The 24,522-nt window shown below is 66.9% G+C and carries 22 protein-coding genes; 12 read left to right on the plus strand and 10 right to left on the minus strand.

The features are described 5' to 3' along the window. Nucleotides 1–51 precede the first annotated feature (51 nt). Nucleotides 52–846 carry a FadR/GntR family transcriptional regulator gene (locus tag G6N43_RS13975; protein WP_083155643.1) on the plus strand — a complete coding sequence of 265 codons (795 nt, stop codon included), beginning with the start codon at nt 52–54 and terminating at the stop codon, nt 844–846. Between the two features lie 15 nt (nt 847–861). Here G6N43_RS13975 and G6N43_RS13980 read toward each other — a convergent pair whose 3' ends face one another. From G6N43_RS13980 to G6N43_RS14015, 8 genes are all read right to left on the minus strand, one after another. After that, nucleotides 862–2,070 (minus strand): CaiB/BaiF CoA transferase family protein, encoded by a 1,209-nt coding sequence (locus G6N43_RS13980; protein WP_083155753.1) that lies wholly within the window; start codon nt 2,068–2,070, stop codon nt 862–864. A gap of 46 nt (nt 2,071–2,116) precedes the next feature. Then, the gene (locus tag G6N43_RS13985; RefSeq protein WP_234810201.1) at nt 2,117–3,259 is read right to left on the minus strand and encodes a DUF7064 domain-containing protein; all 1,143 of its coding nucleotides are present in this window, start codon (nt 3,257–3,259) and stop codon (nt 2,117–2,119) included. Nucleotides 3,260–3,423: 164 nt separating this feature from the next. Next, entirely contained in the window at nt 3,424–4,269 is an 846-nt protein-coding gene (locus G6N43_RS13990) for an acyl-CoA thioesterase (protein ID WP_083155646.1), read from the minus strand. 4 nt (nt 4,270–4,273) lie between these two features. After that, entirely contained in the window at nt 4,274–5,479 is a 1,206-nt protein-coding gene (locus G6N43_RS13995; protein WP_083155649.1) for a thiolase family protein, read from the minus strand. Next, nucleotides 5,476–5,889, minus strand: coding sequence for a Zn-ribbon domain-containing OB-fold protein (locus G6N43_RS14000; protein WP_083155652.1), 414 nt, complete (start codon nt 5,887–5,889; stop codon nt 5,476–5,478). Before G6N43_RS14000 ends, G6N43_RS13995 begins: the two co-directional genes overlap by 4 nt. A gap of 10 nt (nt 5,890–5,899) precedes the next feature. Further along, nucleotides 5,900–7,474 (minus strand): AMP-binding protein, encoded by a 1,575-nt coding sequence (locus G6N43_RS14005; protein ID WP_083155757.1) that lies wholly within the window; start codon nt 7,472–7,474, stop codon nt 5,900–5,902. An 81-nt stretch (nt 7,475–7,555) separates the two neighbouring features. After that, nucleotides 7,556–8,986, minus strand: a complete 1,431-nt coding sequence (locus G6N43_RS14010; protein ID WP_083155655.1) for a FadR/GntR family transcriptional regulator — start codon at nt 8,984–8,986, stop codon at nt 7,556–7,558. Nucleotides 8,987–8,990: 4 nt separating this feature from the next. Next, complete coding sequence (locus G6N43_RS14015; RefSeq protein ID WP_083155659.1) at nt 8,991–9,827, minus strand: enoyl-CoA hydratase/isomerase family protein; 837 nt, start codon at nt 9,825–9,827, stop codon at nt 8,991–8,993. 125 nt (nt 9,828–9,952) lie between these two features. Between G6N43_RS14015 and G6N43_RS14020 the strand changes: the two genes are divergently transcribed. Genes G6N43_RS14020 through G6N43_RS14040 form a run of 5 tightly spaced genes read left to right on the plus strand, consistent with a single transcriptional unit; the run spans nt 9,953 to nt 16,847 of the window. Then, a complete protein-coding gene (locus G6N43_RS14020) occupies nt 9,953–11,179 on the plus strand; it encodes a cytochrome P450 family protein (protein ID WP_083155662.1) in 1,227 nt (408 codons plus the stop codon). A gap of 1 nt (nt 11,180) precedes the next feature. Continuing rightward, nucleotides 11,181–12,449, plus strand: coding sequence for an FAS1-like dehydratase domain-containing protein (locus G6N43_RS14025; protein ID WP_083155666.1), 1,269 nt, complete (start codon nt 11,181–11,183; stop codon nt 12,447–12,449). Continuing rightward, entirely contained in the window at nt 12,446–13,288 is an 843-nt protein-coding gene (locus G6N43_RS14030; RefSeq protein WP_179968004.1) for an enoyl-CoA hydratase/isomerase family protein, read from the plus strand. Before G6N43_RS14025 ends, G6N43_RS14030 begins: the two co-directional genes overlap by 4 nt. Then, nucleotides 13,285–14,718 carry a phosphotransferase family protein gene (locus tag G6N43_RS14035; RefSeq protein ID WP_083155762.1) on the plus strand — a complete coding sequence of 478 codons (1,434 nt, stop codon included), beginning with the start codon at nt 13,285–13,287 and terminating at the stop codon, nt 14,716–14,718. Before G6N43_RS14030 ends, G6N43_RS14035 begins: the two co-directional genes overlap by 4 nt. Then, nucleotides 14,682–16,847 carry an acyl-CoA dehydrogenase family protein gene (locus tag G6N43_RS14040; RefSeq protein ID WP_083155761.1) on the plus strand — a complete coding sequence of 722 codons (2,166 nt, stop codon included), beginning with the start codon at nt 14,682–14,684 and terminating at the stop codon, nt 16,845–16,847. Before G6N43_RS14035 ends, G6N43_RS14040 begins: the two co-directional genes overlap by 37 nt. Here the strand turns inward: G6N43_RS14040 and G6N43_RS14045 are convergent. Continuing rightward, a complete protein-coding gene (locus G6N43_RS14045) occupies nt 16,840–17,271 on the minus strand; it encodes a Zn-ribbon domain-containing OB-fold protein (protein ID WP_308206487.1) in 432 nt (143 codons plus the stop codon). The two genes, G6N43_RS14040 and G6N43_RS14045, sit on opposite strands and share 8 nt — an antisense overlap. Nucleotides 17,272–17,318: 47 nt before the next feature. Between G6N43_RS14045 and G6N43_RS14050 the strand changes: the two genes are divergently transcribed. The 5 genes from G6N43_RS14050 to G6N43_RS14070 are packed head-to-tail and all read left to right on the plus strand — an operon-like array spanning nt 17,319 to nt 22,968. Beyond that, complete coding sequence (locus G6N43_RS14050) at nt 17,319–18,488, plus strand: thiolase family protein (protein ID WP_083155672.1); 1,170 nt, start codon at nt 17,319–17,321, stop codon at nt 18,486–18,488. Then, nucleotides 18,467–20,059 carry a class I adenylate-forming enzyme family protein gene (locus G6N43_RS14055; protein WP_083155675.1) on the plus strand — a complete coding sequence of 531 codons (1,593 nt, stop codon included), beginning with the start codon at nt 18,467–18,469 and terminating at the stop codon, nt 20,057–20,059. The genes G6N43_RS14050 and G6N43_RS14055 overlap by 22 nt, the downstream gene beginning before the upstream one ends. Nucleotides 20,060–20,081: 22 nt before the next feature. Continuing rightward, nucleotides 20,082–20,936: a mycofactocin-coupled SDR family oxidoreductase gene (locus G6N43_RS14060; RefSeq protein WP_083155677.1), complete on the plus strand. Its 855-nt coding sequence runs from the start codon at nt 20,082–20,084 to the stop codon at nt 20,934–20,936. A gap of 5 nt (nt 20,937–20,941) precedes the next feature. Next, nucleotides 20,942–21,946 (plus strand): LLM class flavin-dependent oxidoreductase, encoded by a 1,005-nt coding sequence (locus tag G6N43_RS14065; protein WP_083155679.1) that lies wholly within the window; start codon nt 20,942–20,944, stop codon nt 21,944–21,946. Next, nucleotides 21,943–22,968, plus strand: coding sequence for a spirocyclase AveC family protein (locus G6N43_RS14070; RefSeq protein ID WP_083155681.1), 1,026 nt, complete (start codon nt 21,943–21,945; stop codon nt 22,966–22,968). Before G6N43_RS14065 ends, G6N43_RS14070 begins: the two co-directional genes overlap by 4 nt. Before the next feature lie 29 nt (nt 22,969–22,997). Here G6N43_RS14070 and G6N43_RS14075 read toward each other — a convergent pair whose 3' ends face one another. After that, complete coding sequence (locus G6N43_RS14075) at nt 22,998–23,312, minus strand: acyl-CoA synthetase (RefSeq protein ID WP_083155683.1); 315 nt, start codon at nt 23,310–23,312, stop codon at nt 22,998–23,000. A 38-nt stretch (nt 23,313–23,350) separates the two neighbouring features. On the opposite strand from G6N43_RS14075, the gene G6N43_RS14080 reads away from it, so the two are divergent. Then, nucleotides 23,351–24,520: an amidohydrolase family protein gene (locus G6N43_RS14080; RefSeq protein WP_083155686.1), complete on the plus strand. Its 1,170-nt coding sequence runs from the start codon at nt 23,351–23,353 to the stop codon at nt 24,518–24,520. Nucleotides 24,521–24,522 lie beyond the last annotated feature (2 nt).

Raw genomic sequence — 24,522 nt, forward strand, 5'->3', positions numbered from 1 at the left:
AGCTGAATTAGATGTTTTGGTGGGGGATTCGGCGAACAGGGTGGGAGCGACATGGAACTGGCGGGACGCGGCGACCGCTCGTCGAAGCTGGTTCGCGCGCCTAAGACGGCTGAGCTCATCGCAGACCACCTGCGTAGCAACATCGTCCGCGGTGTCCTCAAGAAGGGCGATGCGCTGCCCACCGAGGTGGAGTTGGTGCGTCAGTTCGGGGTGTCCCGGCCCACCCTGCGCGAGGCCTTCCGGATCCTCGAGAGCGAGTCGCTGATCGTGGTGCGTCGCGGTTCGCGCGGCGGCGTGCTGGTGTCCTCGCCCGAAACTGCGGTCGCCGCACGTGACTTCGGGCTGCTGCTGCAGATGTCGAAGACCACGCTGGCCGACGTGTACGAGGCGCGCAAGGTGTTCGAACCGGCCGCCGCCGAACTGCTGGCCAAGCGGGCCGGACCCGACGACATCGCCGAATTGCGTTCCACGGCATCGACATTGGCGGCGCTGATCGACGACGGCCCCGAACAGGCCGACTTCGGTGAGTGGACGGCGGTCGTCTTCCGCTTTCACGATGTCATCCTCGACCGCTCGGGCAACAACACCATGGCGCTGGTCGGTGCGGTGTTGCGGGAGGTGATCACCAAGCACATGGACCGTGCGGTAACTTCCGCCACCGATCCCGTGGCCATCGTGAAGCAGTTCAAGCAGACGTTGCGCACCTTCGAGAAGTTCATCGCTCTGGTCGAAGACGGTGACGCTGCCGGAGCCAGGGAGCTCTGGACCGCGCACATGAATCGCGCCGGCCGCCAGATGCTCTGGGGCGAGCTGGGGAACGAGACGGTCATCGACCTCTACCGCTGACACCACTGACACAATTCAGCCCAACGCTCCCTGCTCCCGCAGATCGGCGATCGTGTCCCAATCCAGGCCGGCATCCAACAGGATCTCCTCGGTGTGCTGGCCGAGTTCGGGTGCCGGGCCGGCGGGAGTGGTTGGCACACCGTCGAATTGGTACGGCGGGGCCACCAGACGGAACGGGCGCCCGTCGGCGCCGACCACCTCGGGCAGATAGCCGTTGTCGGCGACCTGCGGGCTGGCGCAGACCTCTTCGAAGGTGGCGGCCGCCGACCACACCCCGGAGAAATTGGCCAGCACCGTGCGCCATTCGTCGAGTGTCCGGCTGCCGAACGTGGCGTCCAGTTCGGCGACACAATCGGCGCTGTTGACGTAGCGCGAGAACGCGTCGCGGAAGCGCTCGTCGTCGATGAGGTCGTCGCGCCCGATCAGTGTGCAGAGCTCGGCCCAGAACCGGTCCGCCTGCAGGCACACCAGGTTCAGCCAACGATCGTCGGAAGTGCGGTAGTAATTCACGATCGGATTCGGTGCCGCCTTGCGGTCGATTCTCGGCAGCTCGCCGGAACCCGTTGCGGCGGCGGCCAGGTCGGGGCCCATGGTCCACATTCCGGTGTTCAACAGCGAGACGTCGATCACTGCGCCCTCACCGGAACGTTCGCGCCGGAACAGCGCCATCGCCACGGCCCCGGCGATGGCGCTGGAGCCCTGCAGGTCGAAGAACGCGGCGGGCTGCGCGGCCGGTTCGGCGGCTCCCGGAGCCGTCAGCTTGTTCTGCACACCCGCAGCCGACCATGCTGCGGCCGAATCGAATCCACCCGTAGAGGCGTTGGCGCCCTGGCTGCCCCAGCCGGATCCCCGGACGTAGACCAGTCGCGGATTCTCTTCGCGCAAGTCTTCCGGGTCGATGCCGAGTTTGGCCCGCACCTTCGGCAGGTAGCTGGTGAGGAAGACGTCGGCCGTCTTGACCAAGCGGCGCAGCGCGTCCAGTCCGGCCGGCGTGGTCAGGTCCAGGGTGATGCTGCGCTTACCTCGGTTGGGCACCTGCAGGAACGGGTTGGGCGCGCTGTCGTCGGCGTTGAGCGCATTGCGCAGCGCGCGCTGCGGATCACCGGTCGGCGGTTCCACCTTGATCACGTCGGCACCGAGATCGGCCATGATGGCGCCGGCACCGGGCACGAAGGTCCATGCCGCCACCTCGACGACGCGAACACCTTCGAACGGTCCAGCCATGCTCATCCTCCTGCTGCTCGCAACGGTTCCGGATCTGTTGGTGACGTCACCGCACCGCCTGCAGCGCGTCGCGCATCCGCGCGAAGTGTTTCGGCTCCCAGATGTCCTGGTCCTCACCCCAGCCGATGCGCCCGTCGATGTCGAAGCGCATCAAAGCGGTACTGCCGCCGCCATATTCGCTGATGTGGCTGACGGTGAACCCCTCAGTGGCCAGCTCTCGGCCCAGCACGTCGGCGAGCCGGAACTCCATGTGCGAGCTCCATCCGGTCACCGGATCGCGGTAGTTCTTCATCACGCTCGCCGACTTGTCCAGCGAGGCGAACTCCCCGTCGCGCAGCAGCCAGCCGTGGTTGACGGGTGACCAACCCTCGGCGTCACCCTCGGCGACCCGCACGAAGGCGAGAAACCCGGACTCCGGCCCGGTGTGGGCGAACACGTACTGGATACGTCCCCGTCCGCGTTCACGTTCGATCTGGCGCCACAGCGGGCCGCCCGGGTGAAGGACCCGGGACTCCGTGCCCGCGGGGCGGTCGCTGCCGGGTTTACGCGGAGGGCGTGGCGCTCCGCGCGGCGCCCAGGACCGGTCGCGCACCGAGTAGCAGTCGATCGGGATGTCCTCGCCGTCCAGGGTCAACACCCCGGTCACGCGACCGACCTGGTCGATGTGGGCGTGGTTCATGAAGGGCGGCTCGCCGGGGGTGAAGCGGCGCGGGTCGTGCAGACCCTCGAAATGGATACGGATGGCGAAGTCGGCTGCGGCATCGGCGAACTCGACCTGGTATTCGCGCAGCGGGCGCAGCATCCGCACCGAGAACCCACCGCCGGGGATGGTGATGTCGCGCAGATCCGGGTTCGGATCGGTGACGGGTACGTCGGTCTCCATCCGGAAGTAACGCAACTCGTCCGGGTAGGCGCCGCTGGGGTCCCACACGTAGACCCGCCAGGTGACCGTGCCCCTGGTGGTGTGGAACGTGGCGTGCAACCAGCAGCCGATCTTGCGTTCCGGAATGTTGAACGACCACCAGGTGGTCTCCGCCCAGTAGGGATCGCCCTCGGGTGCGGGGTGGAAGTTGTCGTCAGCGGGTGACAGGGGAGTGTCGGCGGTGACTGCCGTCGTCTGATCCGCCTGATCTGCCGTGTCCGCACGGTCCGTTCGCGTCACCGCGTCCGGACTGCTGGCCCGCACCATGGCGTCATCCTAACGTAAAGGATACTAATTTAGGAGATACTTCTGTGAGACGCTGAGGCGAAGGCCCGCCCAGTGTGCGTTCACTGCGAATAATCGGCGCGTCTTTCGCACTAGTTGCACGATCGGTGCCGCCGCAATGGACGGTGCGCCAATCACCAAGTGAATCACCGCTTTTCGGAGTGGGAGCGGGGATAGTCGAACAGCGACTCCTGAGCCAGGCTGGCCACCAACATGCCGCCGGCGTCGTACATCTGGCCGGTATACATTCCGCGGCCACCCGCGGTGACGACGGCGTTGAGGTCGATCAGCAACCAGTCGTTCGGGTATGCACGGCGGTGCAGCCACACCGCGTGGTCGACGCTGGGCAACAGGCCGACCTGCTCGATCTGCGGGGCCCGGGACAACCCGGTGCACAGGTCGGACAGGAACACCAGGCCGCAGGCCCGCACATTGGGGTCGTCGACCAACGGCTCGCGGATGCGCAACCACATTCGAGCCGGCCAGCGGTACCAGGGTTCGGGATCCTCGGGAACGCGGGCTTCGACGTCGAAGGTGCGTGATGCGTTGAGCTGGTGGGTCTCCAGGTCGTCGGGTGGCTGCACGCGAGGCGCCTCGCCGGCCTGAAACTCAGGCGCTTCGGGTTTGGAGCGGCTGAACGAGCAGGACATCGAGAAGATCACCCCGTCGTTCTGCACCGCGGTGACCCGACGTCCCGAGTAGCGTCCGCCGTCGCGGTCGCGTTCGACACGCAACTCGACCGGTGCACTGGCATCGCCTGCCAGCAGGAAATAGCCGTGGATGGAGTGCGCGACCCGATCCTCGGGCACGGTCAGACTGGCCGCGCGCAGGGCCTGCGCGGCGACCTGCCCGCCGTAGATCGTGCGACGGCCCGTCACGCTGACCGGATCCGCCTGGAAACGGTCGTGCGGCAGCGCCCGGATGGCCAGCACCTCGGCCACGGTGGTGGGGGTGAGCTGTCCGCCGTCGAAGACCTCGCGGGTCAGGCTCACGCCATCACGCCGCTTTCTCCAGGATGTGGATGCCGCACGTCGATCCCAGCCCGATCACATGCGCGAGGCCCACCTTGGCGCCGTCGATCTGGCGGTCGCCGGCCTCTCCGCGCAGGTGCTGGCAGATCTCCCAGACGTTGGCGATGCCGGTGGCCGCAATGGGATGCCCCTTGGACTGCAGGCCGCCGGAGACGTTGACCGGCAGCCGCCCGTCGCGCCAGGTCGCGCCGCTTTCGAAGAAGTCGACCGCGCCGCCGGGCTGGCACAGCCCGAGATTGTCGTAGTGCACCAGTTCGGCGGTGGCGAAGCAGTCATGCAGTTCGACGAGGTCGAGGTCATCGGGTTCGACACCGGCCTGCTCGTAGGCCTTGGTCGCCGCGTGGCGGGTCAGGGTGTTGACGTTGGGCAACACCTGGCAGGCCTCCTCCCAGGGATCGGTGGTGAGCACCGAGGCGCTGATCTTGACGGCGCGCCGACGCTGCTCGGGTGAAAGCGTCTGCAGCCGTTCGTCACTCACCAAGACTGCCGCCGCGGCGCCGTCGCAGTTGGCCGAGCACATCGGGCGGGTGTTCGGGTACGCGATCATCACGTCGTTCATGATCTGTTCGGCCGACATCGCCTTGGTGTGCGCCGCCAGGGGATTGAGCGTGGAGTGGAAGTGGTTCTTCTCGCTGATCTTGGCGAACAGCTCCAACGGGGTACCGGAGTAGTCGTGGCGATACAGGTACTGCATGCCGATCTGGGCGAACACGCCCGGCATCAGGTCGGTGCCGACCTGCCCCTCCAGCGGGGCGACGGCGTCGAGGCGGCCGCTGGGCTTCCACTCCTTACCCGCGTCGCGGGATTTCCCGCTGACGCCGAGCATGCCTGCCCCGGCGAGCTTTTCGGCACCGATGGCCAGGCCCATATCGGCCTCCCCGGCCTTGATCGCCAGGATAACGGTGCGTAACGCGGTCGCCCCCGTCGCACAGGCGTTGGTGACGTTGAACACCGGGATGCCGGTCTGGCCCAGTTGTTTCTGCACCGCCTGCCCGATACCGGGGTTGCCCATCAGATTGCCCGCCGCGAGCACGTCCATGTCGGCGACGCTGACGCCGGCATCGGTGAGTGCCGCATGCGCGGCATCGAAGCCCAGCCCGACGACGTCGCGTTCGGGCCGCTTGCCGAACTTGGTCATCGAGATGCCGAGGATCCAGACGTCGCCGTTCATTTGGCGCTCCCTTCATCCGGTTCGAACGCGAACCCGATCGCGGTCTTGCCCTCGTCGTCGGTGCCGATCGGGAAGGTGGTGAGCCGCACCGGCATTCCGAGTCGCAGCGGCGGTGTTGCGGGCTCGATGTTGACGACGTTGGCCCGCACCGCGATGCCGTCGCAGTTCACCACGCCCGCGACGTAGGGCACGGGGACGCCCGGTGCGGCGACCGCGACGATGGTGAAGGTCTCCAGAGTCCCGGTGCGCGACACCTCCTTCGTGGTGAAGTCGGTGCCGAAACAGGAGGCGCACGCGTCGCGGCGGTCGAAGTAGTACGCCGAGCAGGACGTGCAGACCGTGGCGTTGAGATGTGGGGGATCGGTCAGCGCAAGGTAGCCGACGATCGGCACGGTGTTCGTGGTGGTCATGCTGCTCCTCTCAGACCCGCCGACCAGCTTCGACCCAATAGGGGTCGCGTATCTGACGTTTCATCAATTTGCCCGTCTCGGTGCGCGGCAATTGTGGGGTGAAGTCCACCGAGCGGGGACACTTGAACCCGGCCAACCGCGCCCGGGTGTATGCGATCAGTTCCTCGGCCAGGGCGTCGGACGGTTCCGCGTCAGGAACGAGTTCGACCACCGCCTTGATCTGTTCGCCCCATTCGGGATCGGGGATGCCGATCACCGCCACATCGGTGATCGCCGGGTGACTGGACAGCACGCCCTCGACCTCGGCCGGGTAGATGTTGACTCCGCCGCTGATGATCATGTCCTTGGCGCGGTCACAGATGAACAGGTAGCCGTCGTCGTCGAGATATCCGAGGTCGCCGAGCGTGAACGCATTGCCCCGGTACACCGAGGCGGTGAGTTCGGCGTCGTTGCGGTACTCGAAGCTCCGTCCTGACAGCGACTCGATGTAGACATTGCCGACTTCGTTGGCGGGCAACGGATTTCCTTCGTCATCGAGGATCTTGACGCTCATCCCACGCACCGGGCGCCCGACCGTGCCCGGCTTCTCCAGCCAGCGATACGGCTTGGCGATGGTCGCCGCACCCTCGGTGCCGCCGTAGGTCTCCCAGATCACCGGGCCCCACCAGTCCATCATCTCCTTCTTGACCTGCAGCGGACACGGCGCCGCCGAATGCACCACAGACCGCAGGCTCGACACGTCGTACTTGCTGCGCACGTCGTGCGGGAGTTTGAGCATGCGCACGAATTGGGTGGGCACCATGTAGGCGGACGTGACCGGGTGGCTGTCGATGGCAGCGAGCGTCTGCTCGGCGTCGAACTTGCCCAGGATCACCAGCGCCTGACCGACGTTCAGCGCCCCGAGGTAAAAGCTCTGACAACCGGCGTGATGCATGCCCGTGGACACCAGGTGCACGCCGTCGAATGGACGGAAGTCGAAGGCGTGGCCGAACACCGCCATCGCATTGGCGGCCACCGACGGATCGCGGTCCTCGAGTGGACGCATGATGCCCTTTGGCTTGCCGGTGGTGCCCGAGGAGTACCGGATGGAATCGCCCTGCTTGCGTTTGGCGGGCGGTGTGGACGGCTGGTCGGCGACCAGTTCGGTATCGGTGATGAACCCCGACGGCAGCGCGTCATCCGCCGCGGCGCCGACCACCACGCGCAGCGTGGCGCCGGTCGCGGCTTCGGCGCAGCGCTGGAGGTAGTCGACATGAGTGACCAGGGCGGTTGCGCCGGAGTGCTCGAGAATCGAGGCGAACTCGTCGGTCGACAGCGTCGGGTTCAGCGTCAGGTAGCGCAACCCGGTTTCCAGCGTCGCCAACTGCCATACGACGGCGTCGACGTCGTTGGGCAGCGCGTAGGCGACGGCCTCGCCGTCCCCGATTCCATGGGCGCGCAGCGCGTTGGCCACCCGGTGAGCGGCTGCGGCGAGTTCGGAGAAGGTCATCGTGCGTCCGCTCGGCGACTCGGCGATCGCCGGTGCGTGGGGGTGATCCTCGGCGATCCACCACACTCCGAGCCGCCGGTCCCACGAATGCTTCACGTGCGCTCCCATCTGGAATTAGCTATAACAGTATACTCAATATAATCGCTGCGACAGCCTATCTGCGAGGCACCCCGAAGGTCACCCGGCCGGCGGCGAAGTGGTCGAAACGTGTGCGCGCATCCGCACGACGGCGAGTTCGCTGTCCCCGGCCAACAACGCGTCGGCGATGCCGCGGTGCGCGGGATCGACGGCTCGGGCGGCGCGTTCGATCGCCTGCGGGTCGGCATCGGCGTACTGCGAGAAGAAGTTCCAGCCCAGGCGCATGGTCACCCGGTGCACCAGTTCCAGCGCGCGGTTGCCCGACAGCTGGCCCAGCATCGAGTGGAAATCCTCGCGGTGGGCATATGCGGCGATAAGTCCCTTCTCGGATTCGGTGGCCAGCGCCTTCTCGATGATCGAGGCGTCGACCGCGCCGTCGCGCACGGCGTTCGCGGCCCGCTCGGCGACGGCCAGCTCCAGCCCGCTGCGCAGCTCGTGGATGTGTTCTGCGGTGACCCCGTGGCGGCGCAGGTAGATCGAGATGATGTCGGTCAGCGCCGCGCTGTCCGGCTCGGTGACGAACAGCCCGCCGCCGGGTCCGCGCCGGGTGAGTGCGATCTGCTGGTACTCCAGGATCCGGATGGCCTCGCGCAGCACCGCCCGGCTGGCCCGGTACTTGGCCATCAGCGCGGCCTCGGACCCGATGAACGTGCCCGGCTTCGCCTCGGTCTCGAGCACCCACGCGAAAATCTGTCTGGCCAGCGCCTCGCCACGCTTGTCGCCGTCGGTACCCGCCAGCGCGGCGGTCGGGTCCAGGTGTTGCACCGTGGCCGGCTGGCGGGCGATGAACTCCGCCTCGGCGCGCAGGTGCCTGCTCATGCGCTCGCGGGCCATCCCGGGATTGTTGGTGAGGATCGCACGGGCGATGCTCGCGTGCGCGTGCTGCACCTCCTTGCTCACGTTCGGGGGCAGCACCGCATCGTCCTTGAAGTGGAATTCGATGACGCGGCTGAAGGTCTCGACGAACAACTGCAGCACCGGATTTCCGGTCAGCGTGGCCAGCTGGGTGTGCAGAAGTCGGGCGTCGGTGAAGTTGCCCGACGACTCGTTGGCCAGGGTTTCGCGCACCGTGCGGATGTCGGCCTCGTCGACCCGCTGCGAGGCCAGCTCGGCGACCAGTTCCTCCAGGATGATGCGCGTGTCGAAGAGCTCGTCGAGCGTGGCGCCCGCGCGGAGCAGGTAGATCACCGTCGGGCCGATCACCGCGTCGACGTTGGGCTCGTCGATGACGAGGCCGCCGCCGGTGCCGCGCCGCATCCGCGCGACGTGCTGGTGCTCGATGAGTCGCACCGCTTCGCGCAGCACCGCGCGGCTCACCCCGTACCGCTCGAGCAGTTCGGCCTCGGAACCGAGCACATGGCCGACCGGCCAACCCAACTCGATGACGTCGGCGACGATCTGCTCCGCCGCTCGGCCCGCGAGTTTGGCTTGGCGCGAGTCGATCCGGGGCGCGATCAGGTCCTGTTCCACGGCATCACCGGTAGCTGGGTGGCCCGTTGCGCCGTGGCGCCGCGCGGCGTTCGGCGATCGGTGGGTTGCCGATGTGGGTGTAGGCCATACCGTTCTGCAGCGCGGTCGACCTGGTCATGTCAAGAGATTCCCATATCGCGCGGATGGTGCCCTGGATTGCCTGGGGGTTCCGCGCGGCGATGGTGGCCGCGATCTCATGGGCGCGATCCCACAGCGCGTCGCGCTCGACGACCTCGGTCACCAGCCCGAGCCGCAGTGCGGTGTGGGCGGAGATGCGCTCCTCGGTACCCATCAGCGCCCAGCGCAGCACGTCGCCGAGCGGCACCCCGCGGTGTAGCATGCCGATGGGTTCCAGCGCCGAGACGATCGACGCGTTCGCGTGCGGGTCGAAGAACGCGGCGTCCTCGGAGCAGATGATGATGTCGGCCTCGTTGAGCAGGTACTGCCCGCCGCCGGCCACCAGCCCGTGCACCGCGGTGATCACCGGTTTCCAACAGCGGTGCGCGATCTTCGGGGAGACCCACACCCCGGGGTCGAAGCTGTTCCACACGTTGGACTTCAGGAACCAGCTGGCGTCTCCCTTGACGTCCACCCCGGTGCAAAAGGCCCGGTCGCCCGCGGCCCGCAATACGACCACGTGGATGTCGTCGGTATCGCGCACCGTCTGCCAGGCCCAGGCCAGCTCACGGGCCATTCGATCGGAGATGGCGTTCATGGCGTCCGGCCGATTCAGCGTCACCGTGGCCACGTGGTCGGCGCCGACGGCGAATTCGATGGCCTGAAGTTCACCGTCCCCTGCGGCGCTGGGATCGGCGTCCGATTGGGGGGTAGCGTAAATCATACTATTCAGTGTACTAATAATTCTCAGGCGAAGCCGAGATACGGAGAAGTTGCGATGGGGACTCTCGATGGGCGCCGCGGCCGCGCATTCGGTGCTGGCGCAATTCGGCAGAGACGGGAGTGGTAATGCCCAAAGTGATTGACACACTTGAGAAGACCGATCTCAGCTCGCGCGAGATGCTGGACACCCCGCATGCGCGGTTCGCATACCTGCGTCAACACCACCCGGTGTCCTGGGCGACGGCCCAGGGGATCCTGCAGGGCAAGGGTGGCTACCTGTTGACCCGCTACGACGACGTCATGTTCATCCACAGCGACGACCGCTTCTCCACCGACGTCACGAAGAACTCGCCGGCAGGCAAGTTCATCTGGCTGTTGCCGCCGAGCCTGCGGATGCTGGCCCAGACGATGGTGTTCAAGGACGACCCCGACCACAAGCGTCTACGCACGCTGGTGCACAAGGCCTTTACGCCGAAGTTGGTGTCGACGATGGCGACCGACATCACCAAGATCGCGGAGGAGCTCGCCGACCAGCTCGCGGCTGAGCGTGACGTGGACCTGATCCACGCGTACGCCGTTCGACTGCCGCTGGCCGTGATCGCCACCATGCTCGGCGTCGCCGACGAGGACCGGGACAGGTTCCACACGCTCGTCGAGAAGATGGGCGAACAGCAGGGCAACCTGGTCGGGTCATACTTCAGCGCGCGCAAGCTCGGCAAGCTGTTCGAGGCACTGATCGAAGACCGCCGGTTGCATCCGGACGACGGCTTGATCTCCGAGCTCGTCCGCGCCGAGGAAGACGGTGACCGGCTCAGCCACCGTGAGGCGGTGTGCATGATCTTCCTTCTGCTGCTGGCCGGCCATGACACCACCGCCAACCTGATCGGCAGCAGCGTGCTGGCCCTCACCGAGAATCCCGAACAGCTGCAGCTGCTTCGGCGCCAACCCGAACTGCTGGAGTCGACGGCGGTGGAGGAGCTGCTCCGGTTCACCTCACCCGTCGCCGACGGTGCCGCGCGTTTCGCGCTGACGGATCTCGAGATCGGCGGTGTGCCGATTCCACGCGGCTCTCAGGTGCTGGGGTCCATCACGTCGGCGAACTTCGACGAAGCCGTTTTCGAGAACCCCGAGACGCTCGATCTGACGCGGAAACCCAACAGGCACTTGGCATTCGCCTTCGGCATCCACTACTGCCTGGGGCATCAGCTGGCCCGGCTGGAAGGCCGCATCGCCCTGAACACGCTCTTACAGCGCTTCGGCAACTGGGAATTGACGGCGCCGAGGGAGAGCCTGCGCTACAAGTCCACGGTCTCGCTACGCGGATTGATCAACCTACCGATACGGATGTACTGACATGACCCAGACGCAACAACAGGAATTCGACCACGCCATCAAGGATGAGGACATCGAGCGCGCCAAACTGCTGCTCGGTATCGACGCCCCGACGAGCATCGACGAGTTCTACCGTGAAGCCAGCGTCGACGGAATCCGCAACTTCGCGCGCGGCGCCGGTGATGACAACCCGTTGTTCTGCGATCCGGAGTACGCGGCCAAAACCCGCTGGGGAGGGGTGATCGCGCCGCCGATGATCTTCTCGGCGATGTCGAAGAAGATGCTCGGCGATCCCATTCCCGAGGACATCCGCAAGGCCACCAGGGGGCTGTTCTCCGGCATCCATGTCTTCGTCTCCGGTCAGACCACCGAGTGGTATCAACCGGTGCGGCCGGGCGACTCGCTCTACGGCTTCGGTGGGCTGGAGTCGATCGAGGAGAAGCACAGCGAGTACGCCGGGCGCTCGATCATCCGGATCATCCGGCAGGTCAGGGTGAATCAGCGCGGCGAGGTGGTCGTGGTCGCCCGCATCATCCTGATCGCGACCGAACGCCAGAAGTCCCGTGAACGCGGCAAGTACATGGATATCAAGCCTGCGACCTACACCGATGAGCAGATCGCCGAGATCGACGAGATCTACGCCGCCGAGAAACCCCGCGGTGCTGAGCCGCGCTATTGGGAGGACGTCCAGGTCGGCGAGGAGATGCCCAAGATGGTCAAGGGCCCGCTGACGCTCACCGACGTGATTAGCTTCCACTCGGGTGGTTACGGATTCGGCCCGTACGGGATCGGCGCTGCGCGGATCGGCTACAAGAACCGGCAGCGGGTGCCGAAGTTCTACATCAAGAACGCGGCAGGCATCCCCGACGTCGCGCAGCGGCTGCACTGGGAGAACGAGTGGTCGCAGTCCATCGGCAATCCGATGGCCTACGACTACGGCGTGATGCGCGAGTGTTGGCTCACCCACTACGTCACCGACTGGATGGGCGACGACGGCTGGCTGGTGCGCCAGCACGACGAGATGCGCAAGTTCAACTTCATCGGGGACACCCAGTTCATCACCGGTGAGGTAGTCGGTAAGCGCATGGAGAACGGAAATGCGTTGGTGGACCTAGAGTTCCGGTGCACCAGCCAGCGCGGCGAGATCACCGCTCCGGCCACCGCGACCGTGGCGCTGCCCAGCCGTGAGCACGGCCCGGTGACGCTGCCCGTCCCGGACGAGGAGTTGCGCCGCAAGGCGGTGCAGATGCTCGACCGCCACAACGAACTGATCGGGAAATCACGCAAGTGAGCTCAGCCCAGCCGATCGAGACCGGTACCGAAACCGTACTGGCCGAGGTCGTCGACGGGGTCGGGGTCATCACCCTCAACCGGCCCGAGCGGCGTAACGCGCTGCATGCTGAGATGTACGTGGCGGTGCCGCGGTTGTTGGAACAGTTCGGCGCCGACGACACGATCGGTTGCGTTCTCCTCACGGGTGCGGGCGGTGCGTTCTGCGCGGGCGGCGATGTGCGCGACGGCAATTCAGCCAAGCAGCCGCCGACCCCCGCCGCCGATATCGAAGCCAAGGTGCACGCCCAGGCCGCGATCCTCGCCGACAACGCCAGGATGGTGACGTTGCTGCACCGGATGCCCAAGGTGACGATCGCCGCGTTGCCAGGGGCCGCCGTCGGGGCGGGCATGAGCATCGCACTGGCCGCCGATATGCGCATCGCCGCACGCTCGGCGCGGCTCATCCCCGGCTGGTCGAAGCTCGCGTTCTCGGGCGACTTCGGCGGTGCCTGGTTCTTGACCCGGCTGGTCGGCCCCGCCAAAGCACTGGAGCTGCTGATCGCCGACGAACCGGTGGACGCCGAGGCCGGGCTGCGCCTCGGGCTGTTCAACCGCGTCGTCGACGACCCTGAACTCCCGGCTGCCGCCCTGCGCTGGGCCGCGCAGATCGCCGCCGGACCGACCGACGCCTTCGCCGGAACAAAGGCCAACGTCCGTGACGCGCAGAGCCTTCCGCTGGAGCAGGCATTGGCGGCCGAAAGCGAGCGCATGGTGCGAAGCGGTATGACGGCCGAGCACCGCGCGGCGGTCAAGGCGTGGCTGGCTGCGGCGGCGGCGAAGTCAGGCGCGCGCTCATGAGCAAGGCCGCAGAGATCTCCCCCGAACTGCAGCAGTGGATCGTCGAGGCCACCGGCGCCGATCGGGTCGACGTCAAGCAGGTCCCCGGCGGCGCCAGCAGGCAGGCCTGGTTCGTCGACGCGCACGGACCTGACGGCAGCCAGGAGTTGTTCCTGCGTTATGACCCGAAGCCGTCGAATCCCCTCAGCATCTTTCACCCCTTGCAGGTGGAGGCCGAGATCATGGCGGAGTTGTCATGCCGCGGTGTGACGGTGCCGCGGGTGCTGGCTGCCCACCCGGTGGAGCAGGCCGTGCTGCTGGAACGGGTCGGCGGCGAAACCTGGTTCCGGTTGATCAAGGATCCCGACGATCAGGTCCGCGTCGCGCAGGACTTCATCGCCAAGCTGGCCTATCTGCATCGTGTCGATGCCGGCACGCTGAACATCGCCAGCCTGGGCCAGGCAGGACCGGTGCCCGGGCACGTGCGGGACGAATTGACGAAAATGCGGGAACGCGTTGCGGCATACGGAAAACCGGCACCGCTGGTGTCGTTCTGCATCGACTGGCTCGAGCGCAACATCCCGGACTACGACGGTCCGACCGTGCTGGTCCAGGGGGACACGGGACCGGGCAACTTCATGTACGCCGACGGCAAGGTGACCGCGATCGTCGACTGGGAGCTGGCGCATTTCGGTGACCCGATGGACGACATCGCCTGGCTGTCGTTGCGCACCGTGCAGGACACCTTCACCCATTTCCCCGACCGCATCGCCGAATACGAACGGCTGTCCGGGCACCCGATCGACGAAGCCCGGGTCTGGTACTACCGGCTGTTCGCCGAGACCCGGCTGGCGTCGATGAACCCGGGCGGCATGGACGTGCGCGCGTCGGTGCCTGCCCATTCGCCCGACGCGGGGAACAGCTTGATCTACGGGATGCTGCACCGGCGGTTGCTGGTGGAGGCGCTGGCTCGCGTGGTCGGCATTCCCGACGTCGAGGTCGAATTCCCCGACGACGAGCAGGAATCCGAATGTGGCCCGGTGTACGACGCCACGGCGGCAGCGCTGTCCGACGCGGTCGGGCGCACCACCGACCCGTTGGCCGTCCGCTACGTCAAGGGCGCCGCCCGGCTGGTCAAGTACCTCGCAGAAGTGGACCGGGTCGGCGCGCAGGTCGACGCGGCCGAACTCGCCGAGCTGGCCGAAATGCTCGGTGCCACCCCGTCATCGGTGCCGTCGGGACGTGCCGCGCTCGCGGAACGGGTCGCCCGCGGCGAGCTCGACGAGCGCGACTACGTCACCCAGCTGTGGCGCGGCATCAAGCGCGACGACTACCTCACCAGAACGGCGTCCGGCGCGTTGCGGCGTCGGACCTGGCCCGAACTTCACGATTCCAGCGAAACAGGAGTGCAGCGATGGGTATCGCCATCACCGAAGACCACCGTGAGCTAGCCGAGGTCGCCCGGTCCTTCCTTCAGGCGCGCGGGGTGCGTGCCGCGGCCAGAGCGCTGCTGGACGCCGACACCGAATCGCGGCCCGACTTCTGGTCCGAACTGGCCGGGCTCGGGTGGCTCGGACTGCATGTGCCGGAGGAGTACGGCGGTTCTGGGTGCGGACTGGCCGAACTCGTCGTGGTGACAGAGGAATTCGGTCGTGCGGTGGCGCCCGGACCGTTCGTCCCCACGGTGATCGCGTCGGCGATCATCTCGACGGCGGGCACCGACGAGCAACGTCAACGGTGGCTGCCCGGCTTGGTGGACGGTACGTCGACCGCGGGGGTCGGCTTCAACGCCTCTCTGACGCTCGACGGTTCGCGCTGTTCGGGCGACGCGGGCGTGGTGCTGGGTGCCGGGGTGGCCCATGTGCTGGTGTTGACGGTCGGCGATGACGTGCTGGTGCTCCCGGCCGGGACCGACGGGGTCACCGTCGACCTGAAAACCAACCTCGATCCCACCCGACGTGCTGCACGCGTCACGCTGACTGACGTCGAGGTCGGCGCCGCCGAGCTATTGCCGGGCGCGGCGGGGATCGCCCGCGCGATCGCCAGGACCATCCTGGCCGCGGAAGCCGTTGGGGCCGCCCATGATTGCCTCGACACGGCCGTCGAGTACGCCAAGGTGCGTGAGCAGTTCGGCCGCACCATCGGCACCTTCCAGGCGGTCAAGCATCATCTGGCCAACATGCTGGTCGCCGCTGAATCAGCCGGCGCCACCGTATGGGACGCGGCGCGGGCCGCCGAGGCGGGGGAGCAGGAGTTCGCGCTCATGGCGGCATGTGCGGCGACGCTGGCCTTCCCGGCCTACGTGCACAACGCCGAACTGAACATCCAGGTACACGGCGGCATCGGATTCACGTGGGAGCACGACGCGCACCTGCATCTGCGGCGTGCGATCACGCTGCGCGGCCTGCTCGGTGGGCACGACGCGCCGCTCGACGTCTACGAGCTGACCGCCAAGGGCGTCGTCCGGGAGAACTCGATCGACCTGCCGCCCGAAGCGGAGGAGTTGCGCCACCGGATCCGCGCCGAGTTCGCATCCTGGTCCGGTCTGGAGCCGAAAGAGCTGCGCGAGAAGATGATCGAAACCGGTTACATCATGCCGCACTGGCCGACGCCGTGGGGTCGGGCCGCCGGCGCGGTGGAGCAACTGGTCATCGAGCAGGAGATGGCCGCGGCCGGCATCAAACGACCGGAGTTCGGCATCACCAGCTGGGTGGTGCTGACGATGATCCAGCACGGCACCGCCGATCAGATCGAACGACTGGTGCGCCCGGCGCTGACCGGTGAGCACGTGTGGTGCCAGCTGTTCTCCGAACCCGGCGCCGGATCGGACGCGGCGGCGGTCAGCACCAAGGCCACCCGCACCGACGGTGGTTGGATCATCAACGGCCAGAAGGTCTGGACCAGCGGCGCGCAGTATTGCCGCTACGGCCTGGCGACCGTGCGCACCGATCCGTCCGCCGCCAAACACGCGGGCATCACCACCGTCATCATCGACATGAACGCACCTGGGGTCGAAGTCCGCCCACTGCGCCAGATCACCGGCGGGTCGGAGTTCAACGAGGTGTTCTTCAATGACGTCTTCGTGCCCGACCGCGACGTGGTCGGCGAACCCAACGACGGGTGGCGCGTGGCGCGCGCGACGCTCGGCAACGAACGGGTCAGCATCGGCGGCGGGCTACCCGGCAGTCAGGGCGCCGCCGCCATGGTGGTCGATCTGACACAGCGCTACGGCGACCGGGTGGCGGCCGCACGCGAGCGAGCAGGCAGGTTCCTTGCCGACGACCACGCGTTGCGGCTACTGAACCTGCGTCGGGCGGCGCGCAGCGTGGTCGGCGCCGAACCCGGCCCCGAGGGCAACGTCACCAAGCTGCTGATCGCCGAGCACGTCGTGGAGCGGGCACGGTTGTCGGCGGAATTGGTCGGGCCCGACGTCGCGCTGGTCAGCGGACCCGGCAAGTATCCGGGGTTCATGATGCTGGCCTCCCGCGGAATGACCATCGCGGGCGGCACCTCGGAGATCACGCGCAATCAGATCGCCGAGCGCATCCTCGGATTGCCCCGGGACCCGCTGATCAAGTGACCGGCACGAACACCGGGACCCAGGCGTCATCCTGCTGTACGAACCGGACCTCGACCGGCATGCCGGAGCGCACCGATTCGGGGTCGCAGTCGACGACATTCGCGGCCAGCCTCAGGCCCGGCTGCTCGGCCAACTCGATCAGCGCAACCACGAATGGCGTTGGCACGCTGGGATTGAACTGCTGATGACACACCGTGAACGTGAACACGGTGCCGCGCCCGGACACCGCGACGAACTCCGGATCCGCATCGCACGTCGGGCATGCCGACCGTGGGGGATGGAAGTACCGCTGGCACCGCGCGCAGTGTGCGATGAGCAGCCTGCCCTCGGCGCCCCCGGTCCAATAAGGACGCGAGGCGTCGTCGAGTGGCGGCAGCATGCGCGGGGCGTGCAAGAAGTCCGAAGTAACCGATGTATCAGGCACGACATAAAAGTACACTGATTAAGTTTATTGGTCTCCAAGGAGGTTGAATGTCGGCCACCCCGGCGAGCGCACCGGTGATCTCGGGTGCCGGCATCTCCCGGATCGGGCGCCGCACCGGTATTCCGGCGCTGGATCTCACGGTTGAGTCCTGTGCCGCCGCCATCGCCGACGCGGGGTTGACGCCCGCCGACATCGACGCCGTGCTCACCATGGGCGACACTCCGGCCGATGAGGCGGCGAGGGCGCTGAGCATCGCGGAGGCCGGCGAGCAGGGTCCAACGCTCGGGCGCAACGGGTTGCTGACCCCGGTCGTCGCGGCGCGGGATCTGGTCGCCGAGGGCAGCGCGTGTCATGTGCTCGTGTACCGGACCGTACAGATGATCGGCGGCACGGTGGATCAGCGCGCCGCGCAGGCGCCGGCGTCGGGTGGCAAGCGTGCCGGTGGCGGGATGGACATGGTCGAGGTCGGCTATCTGCTTGCCGCGCATGCCTATTCGGCGGCCAACTGGCTCGCCATGCACTGCCGTGCCCACATGGACCGCTACGGCACCACCAAGGAGCAGCTCGGCTGGATCGCGTTGAACGCCAGGCGCAACGCCGAGCGCAATCCGTTGGCGGTGTACCGGGATCCGATGACCATGGAGCAGTACCTCGGCGCCAGAACCATCTCCTCACCGCTCGGGCTCCTGGATTGCGATGTGCCGGTGGACGGTTCGATCGCGCTGGTGGTGTCCACCCCGGAGCATCGCGCCGACACCCCGCACGGCGCGGTCACCATCGAGGCCGCTGGCGGGGCGTCGGGGGCGGGCGGTTGGACCGGCAGGCTCGATTACCCGAAGATGGCGATGCACGACGCCGCGGCCGACATGTGGGCGCAGACCGACCTGAAACCGGCCGACGTGGATCTGGTCGAACTGTACGACGGATTCAGCTATCTCACGCTGGCCTGGTTGGAGGCGCTGGGCTTCTGCGCCGACGGCGAGGGTGGACCGTTCGTCGAAGGCGGCCAACGCATCGCACGCGACGGCGAGTTGCCGTTGAACACCTACGGCGGCCAGTTGTCGGCAGGCCGGATGCACGGGTACTGGGTGCTGTACGAGGCCTGCCAGCAGCTGCGTGGCTTGGCAGGCGACACCGCCATCCCCACGCGCCCTGAAGTGGCTGTCGCCTCCGCGGGCGGCGGTCCGATCGCGGGATGTGTGCTGCTGTCGTGCTGACCGAATCCGAGCGCACCGCAGTGACGGCCGCCTCCACCATTCCCGACGAGATCGCCGGGTTCATCCGCCAGGACCCCGACACCGCCGTCGTCGTGCACAGCGACGTCCACCCCGACGAGTTCACCGTCGCCGAACTCTTCGACGAGAGCATTCGGCTGGCCGCCGGGCTGGCGGGGCTGGGTGTTGGCCCGGGTGATGTCGTCGCGCTGCAGCTGCCGAACTGGCGGGAGTGTTTCTCGGCGCACGCGGCGGTCTGGCTGTGCGGCGCCGTCGTCTTACCCATCGTGCCGATCTACGGGCCCGCCGAGGTCGCGTTCATCGCCAGGCAGTCGGGAGCGCGTGCCATCATCCTGGCCCGCGAACTGCGCAACCGCGACACGGGCGCCACGGTCGCCGCGCTCGCCGATCTGCCCGACCTGAAGTACCGCATCATGCTCGGCGGCGGGGACGCCGGGACGATCCCGTTCGATGAGCTGAGCGCTACTCCGCCAACGGGTTTCACACCGTATCGTCCCGATCCGGACAGCCGGGCGCTGTTGGTGTACACGTCGGGTACGACGGCCGAGCCCAAGGGCGTCCAGCACAGCCACGGATCGCTGCTCGGCGAACTGCACGCGATGGATGCGCTGCGCCACACCGAGGCCGGTGAAACCACGCTGGCGGTGTTCCCGTCGGGCCACATCGCCGGGACGTTGGGCATCCTGCGCCTGATGTGCCGTTCCGGCGGCACCGTCGCGATGGATGCGTGGAACCCCGAGGCGGCCGCGTGGCTGATCGCCAAGCACCGGGTCGCGGTGTCGGCGGGCGCGCCGATCCACCTCGGCGGCATCCTCGACGTCGCCGAACGCGACAGTCTCGACGTGTCGAGCCTGCGTGAGTACACCACCGGCGCCGCGGGTGTCGCCGGCGCGCTGATCCGGCGGGCCGACCGTTTCGGCATCGGCGCCTACCGCTGCTACGGATCCAGCGAGCACCCGACCATCAGCGTCGGCCGTCCCGAGGACCCGCTGGACAAGCGGGCCGACACCGACGGCCGGATCGCCCCGGGAACGGCGGTCCGGTTGGTCGACGACGACGGTCGTGACGTCCCGGTCGGCGTCGACGGGGAGATCCTCACGCAGGGCCCGGAACTGTTCCGGGGTTACACCAACCCGCGTTTCACCGAGGCCAGCTTCATCGACGGGTGGTTCCGCACCGGCGACGTCGGACGGTTGGATGCCGACGGCTTTCTCACCATCACCGACCGCAAGAAGGACATCATCGTGCGCGGCGGCGAGAACATCTCGTCGAAGGAAGTCGAGGACGTGGTCAGCAGCCACCCGGCGGTGGCGGAAGCCGCCGCGGTCGGCGCACCCGACGAGAAGTACGGCGAACGGGTCTGCGTGTTCGTCGTCCTCAACGGTGGCGACTCCTTCGACACCGCCGACGCCGCAGCGCACTTCGCCGCGTGCGGACTGGCCAGACAGAAGACGCCCGAACGTGTCGTGGTGGTTCCCGAGCTGCCGCGCACCATCAGCGGCAAAGTGCAAAAGCACCGTCTCAGAGAGCAACTCGACAACGCCGTGCAGTAGAAATCCGAGGGAAGGAACGAACGTGGGCAGAGTGCAGGACAAGGTCGTACTCGTCACCGGGGGTGCGCGTGGTCAGGGCCGGTCGCATGCGGTGCGGCTGGCAGAGGAGGGCGCCGACGTCATCCTGTTCGACATCTGCTCCGACGTCGAACACAACGCCTATTCGCTGGCCACCGAGCACGATCTCGAAGAGGTGGGCCGCGAGGTGGAGAAGACCGGACGCCGAGCCGTGACGGCCGTCGTCGACGTGCGGGACCGGGCAGCACTGGGGACGGCGCTCAACGATGCCGTCGCCGAACTCGGGAAGCTCGACGTCGTTGTCGCCAACGCAGGCATCTGCCCGATGGGCACGGATGTGCCGATCGACGCTTTCGCCAACGCCTTCGATGTGGACTTCGTCGGCGTGGTCAACACGGTTCATGTTGCGCTGCCTCATCTTTCGGAGGGCGCCTCAATCATCACGGTCGGGTCGATCGCAGGATTGCTGGCCGAGAAGGCCGGGCCCGCCGTCAGTATGGGACCCAACGGCGCCGGTGGTGCGGGTTACAACCTGGCCAAGCAGTTCATCGACAAGTACACGATGGCGCTGGCGAACCAGTTGGCGCCCAAGTCGATCCGAGTCAACGTGGTGCATCCGACCAACGTCAACACCCCGATGCTGCACAACGAACCGATGTACAAGATGTTCCGGCCCGACCTCGAACATCCGACGCTCGACGACGCCGTGCTGACCTTCCCGATCCTGCAGGGCATGCCGATTCCCTATGTCGAACCCGACGACGTCTCGCATGCGGTCTGCTATCTGGCATCCGACGAGTCCCGCTATGTCACCGGCGTGCAACTCAAGGTCGACGCCGGCGCCTCCCTGAGATTCTGATAACGATGCAGTGGGCGATGCCCTGGCCGGGCGCCGAACTCGCCAGACAGGCCGAATCCGCCGGCGCGGCGGCATTCTGCGCCGGCGAGTTCGCCGACAGCAACGCCTACGTCACCGCATCGGAGATGGCACACCAGACCACCGCCGCGCGGATCGGCCCAGGCGTCGCCTACGCGTTCGCGCGGTCGCCGTTCGTGCACGCGTCGGCGGCCCGACACCTCAACCAGATCGCGCCGGGCCGGGTGTTCCTCGGGCTGGGCGCGGGGACCAGCCGGATGAACAGCGACTGGTTCGGGGGGGACTCGTCACATCCAGCGCCGAGGATGCGCGAGCTCGTCACCTGCATCAGGGCGTTCCTGGATGCCGAAAACGGTGAGCGGATCACGTTCGACGGCGACTTCTACCACCTCGACGCCCGCATTCAGGCCCCGGTGTTGGGCCGGATCGGCGTGCCGATCCTGCTGGGCGCGTTCAACATTCACATGCTGCGAACCGTCGGCGGCGTCGCCGACGGGGTGCTCGGGCACGGGTTGTTCACCGACCGCTGGTGGGCCGAGGTGGTGGAGCCGAACCTGGCCCTCGGGGCGCGGCGCGCCGGCCGTGACCCCGCGGAGCTGTTGCGGTGGGGGTGGGTGATCACCGCAATCGACGACGAGGATCCGCAGCGGGCGATCGAGGATGCCAAGCGTCAGATCGCGTTCTATCTGACCGTCAAGACCTACGACTCGCTCGTCGCGCTGCACGGCTGGCAGGACGAGGTGGCCGCGATCCGGGCGGCGTTCCGCGAAGGGGACCCGCGCGCCATCGGTAACCATGTCACCGACGAGATGCTGTGGGCGATGGCGGCGTGCGGCGACACCGAGCAGGCCCGCGCGATGCTCGCCGCCCGGCAGTCGCTACCCGATCTCGGATTCCATTCGCCGCCAGGATTTCTGGTCAGTGCGCGACGACGCAAGCAGTACGGCACCAGGGTCATCGAGGCCTTCACACGGACGGGAGTCGTCACATGACCACCGAGCGCAACATCGACGCCCCCGAGTCTCTGGACGAGGCGCCGAAGACCTACCGGGATTCACCCCCGATAGTGTGGCTGGCCCGGCTGGGTGCCGTCTTCGTGGTGTTCCAGCTCTATGTCTACGCCCGCTGGATATTTTCGGACGAGTTCAGGCCCGCACCCGCCGGACCCGACCCGATCCCGGGGTCGAGCATCGCCTGGATCCGATTCTGGGAGATCGGCTGCATGCTCGGCGGGGTGGTCCTGCTCGTCTGGCTGATCCGGAAGACGCGGCGGGACAAACAACTTCCGGCCATCGGCATCTTCGTGGTGGCCTGGCTGCTGGCGGCCTGGCAGGACCCCGGTGTGAACGCCGTGCGGCCGGTGTTCGGGTACAACGCCGGGTTCTTCAACATGGGCACCTGGGGTGGGTTCATCCCGGGCTGGGTGCACAAGGGCGCCGAGAATCCGCAGCCGATCATCTACTTCCTCGCCAGCTACATCCTGCTGACGCCGCTGGCCATCATGGGCATCGATCAGGTGATCGCCCGGATGCGAAAGACGTGGCCGCGCATCAACACCGCGGGTGTGCTGTTCGTGATGCTCGTGCTGTTCATCGTGCTCGACATCGTCTTGGAGCAGTACTTCCATCGCATCAAACTGTGGACCTACCTGCGCGTCGACGACACCTGGTCGATCTTCGGTGGCACCCTGTACCAGTTCCCGCTGTACGAGGGCATCGTGTTCGGCGGTCTGGTCAGCGTTTCGTCCATCGCCATCTATTGTCTGCGCGACCGCAACGGCCGGATGATCTCCGACATCGGCATCGAGAAACTGAAGAGCAAACGCACCGTCACCCTGGTGCGCATCCTCGCGCTGACGGCGGTGTTCAACCTGATCATGCTGGTGTTCAACCTCGGCTTCAACCTGGTCAACCAGCACGCCGAGCTGCAACCGCCCGCTGATGAAGTGCCCAGTTACCTGCACCACGGCATGTGTGGCGTCGGGCCGAATCCGCCGTGCCCACCGAGGCCATGATGATCACCGCCGCTCGATGGCTCGGACCGTCACTCCGGTTGCGGCGGCGACAGATTGCGCTGGGCCGTGCCGGCGTAGCCGAAGAACTTCTCGAAGTTGGCGTCGTTGATGCGGTTGGCGCTGTTGCGCTTGGCCGCGGATTCCAGTGCGGCCAAGCGATCACGCGCCCGCTGCAACGCATCGGCATCGCCGCCGGCTTCCAGTTCGGTGACGGCATCTCTGGCGGAGGCGATCTCGATGCGTAAACGCTCATGCACCTCACCGAAAGTCAGCAGATCGTGGTCGTCCTCATCCACCCGCTGGCGCGGCGGGTCCGAACCCTCAACCGATTCCGCATCTTTCATGCAGCCCACGTTACCGATGGATCCACAGGAGGCACACCATGCCATTGCAAGATGATCATCAGATCGTCTCCGTCGACGACCACCTGATCGAGCATCCGCGAGTGTGGCAGGATCGCCTGCCGCAGAAGTTCCAGGAGAACGGGCCGCGCATCGTGGAGCTCGAGGGCAGGCATCTGTGGAGCTACGACGGGCAGATCATGCCGACCATCGGGCTCAACGCGGTGGCGGGTAAGCCGCCCGAGGAGTGGGGGATGGACCCCGTCCGCTACGAGGACATGATTCCGGGCTGCTACGACCCGGTGGCCCGCATCGCCGACATGGACCTCGACGGGGTGCAGGCCGCGCTGTGCTTCCCTTCGATGCCCGGCTTCGGGGGCAGCACGTTCTTCCGTGGCCAGGACAAGGAACTCGCGCTGCTGTGCGTCAAGGCGTGGAACGACTTCTACATCGACGAGTGGTGCGCGACCGCGCCGGACCGCTACATCCCGCTGGCCATCCTGCCGGTGTGGGACATTGACGAGACGGTCGCCGAGGCCAAGCGCGTCGCCGCGAAGGGGGCACGCACGGTGTCGTTCCCCGACAGTCCCGTGCCGATGGGTCTGCCCTCGTTCCACTCCGACCACTGGGACGGGTTGTGGGACGTGTGTTCTGACGCGAAGATGCCGGTGTCACTCCACTTCGGTTCGGGCTCGTTCGTGCCTGGCTTCTCCTATTCGGCAATCGCGTCCTCGCCGACGCCTACGCTGCCGGACGCACCGTTCGCGGTGGCGATCACCTTGTTCTCGACGAACCTGATGTGGACCACCGTCGACCTGTTGTTCTCGGGCAAGCTGCAGAAGTTCCCGGACCTGCAGTTCTCGTTGTCCGAAGGTGGGATCGGCTGGGTGCCCTACGTTCTGGAGCGTTCGGATTATGTGTGGAAGCGGCACCGGTACTACCAGCCCATCGACTTCGACACGCGCCCTTCGGATCTGTTCCGAGCGCACTTCTACGGCTGCTTCATCGACGACGAGCACGGTCTGGTGAATCGGCACACGATCGGAGTCGACCGCATCACGCTCGAAATCGATTTCCCCCATTCGGATTCCAACTGGCCCAACTCGCGCAAGCGGGCCGCGGAGGTGCTCACCAAAGTCCCCGATGACGAATGCAAGTTGATCGTCGAGGACAACGCACGGCGGATGCTGAACTTCCCGCGGGTGGCGTGAGG

Source organism: Mycolicibacterium moriokaense, assembly GCF_010726085.1.
In the GTDB taxonomy this organism is placed as follows: Bacteria; Actinomycetota; Actinomycetes; order Mycobacteriales; family Mycobacteriaceae; genus Mycobacterium; species Mycobacterium moriokaense.

Coding starts and splice junctions, on each gene's coding strand:
- G6N43_RS13980 (WP_083155753.1), bottom strand. CDS start 2,070: ATGGCTGGACCGTTCGAAGGTGTTCGCGTCGTCGAGGTGGCGGCATGG.
- G6N43_RS14080 (WP_083155686.1), top strand. CDS start 23,351: ATGCCATTGCAAGATGATCATCAGATCGTCTCCGTCGACGACCACCTG.
- G6N43_RS14015 (WP_083155659.1), bottom strand. CDS start 9,827: ATGATTTACGCTACCCCCCAATCGGACGCCGATCCCAGCGCCGCAGGG.
- G6N43_RS14040 (WP_083155761.1), top strand. CDS start 14,682: ATGGGTATCGCCATCACCGAAGACCACCGTGAGCTAGCCGAGGTCGCC.
- G6N43_RS14070 (WP_083155681.1), top strand. CDS start 21,943: ATGACCACCGAGCGCAACATCGACGCCCCCGAGTCTCTGGACGAGGCG.
- G6N43_RS13995 (WP_083155649.1), bottom strand. CDS start 5,479: ATGAACGGCGACGTCTGGATCCTCGGCATCTCGATGACCAAGTTCGGC.
- G6N43_RS14065 (WP_083155679.1), top strand. CDS start 20,942: ATGCAGTGGGCGATGCCCTGGCCGGGCGCCGAACTCGCCAGACAGGCC.
- G6N43_RS14050 (WP_083155672.1), top strand. CDS start 17,319: ATGTCGGCCACCCCGGCGAGCGCACCGGTGATCTCGGGTGCCGGCATC.
- G6N43_RS13975 (WP_083155643.1), top strand. CDS start 52: ATGGAACTGGCGGGACGCGGCGACCGCTCGTCGAAGCTGGTTCGCGCG.
- G6N43_RS14075 (WP_083155683.1), bottom strand. CDS start 23,312: ATGAAAGATGCGGAATCGGTTGAGGGTTCGGACCCGCCGCGCCAGCGG.
- G6N43_RS14020 (WP_083155662.1), top strand. CDS start 9,953: ATGCCCAAAGTGATTGACACACTTGAGAAGACCGATCTCAGCTCGCGC.
- G6N43_RS14055 (WP_083155675.1), top strand. CDS start 18,467: ATGTGTGCTGCTGTCGTGCTGACCGAATCCGAGCGCACCGCAGTGACG.
- G6N43_RS14035 (WP_083155762.1), top strand. CDS start 13,285: ATGAGCAAGGCCGCAGAGATCTCCCCCGAACTGCAGCAGTGGATCGTC.
- G6N43_RS14025 (WP_083155666.1), top strand. CDS start 11,181: ATGACCCAGACGCAACAACAGGAATTCGACCACGCCATCAAGGATGAG.
- G6N43_RS14000 (WP_083155652.1), bottom strand. CDS start 5,889: ATGACCACCACGAACACCGTGCCGATCGTCGGCTACCTTGCGCTGACC.
- G6N43_RS13985 (WP_234810201.1), bottom strand. CDS start 3,259: ATGGTGCGGGCCAGCAGTCCGGACGCGGTGACGCGAACGGACCGTGCG.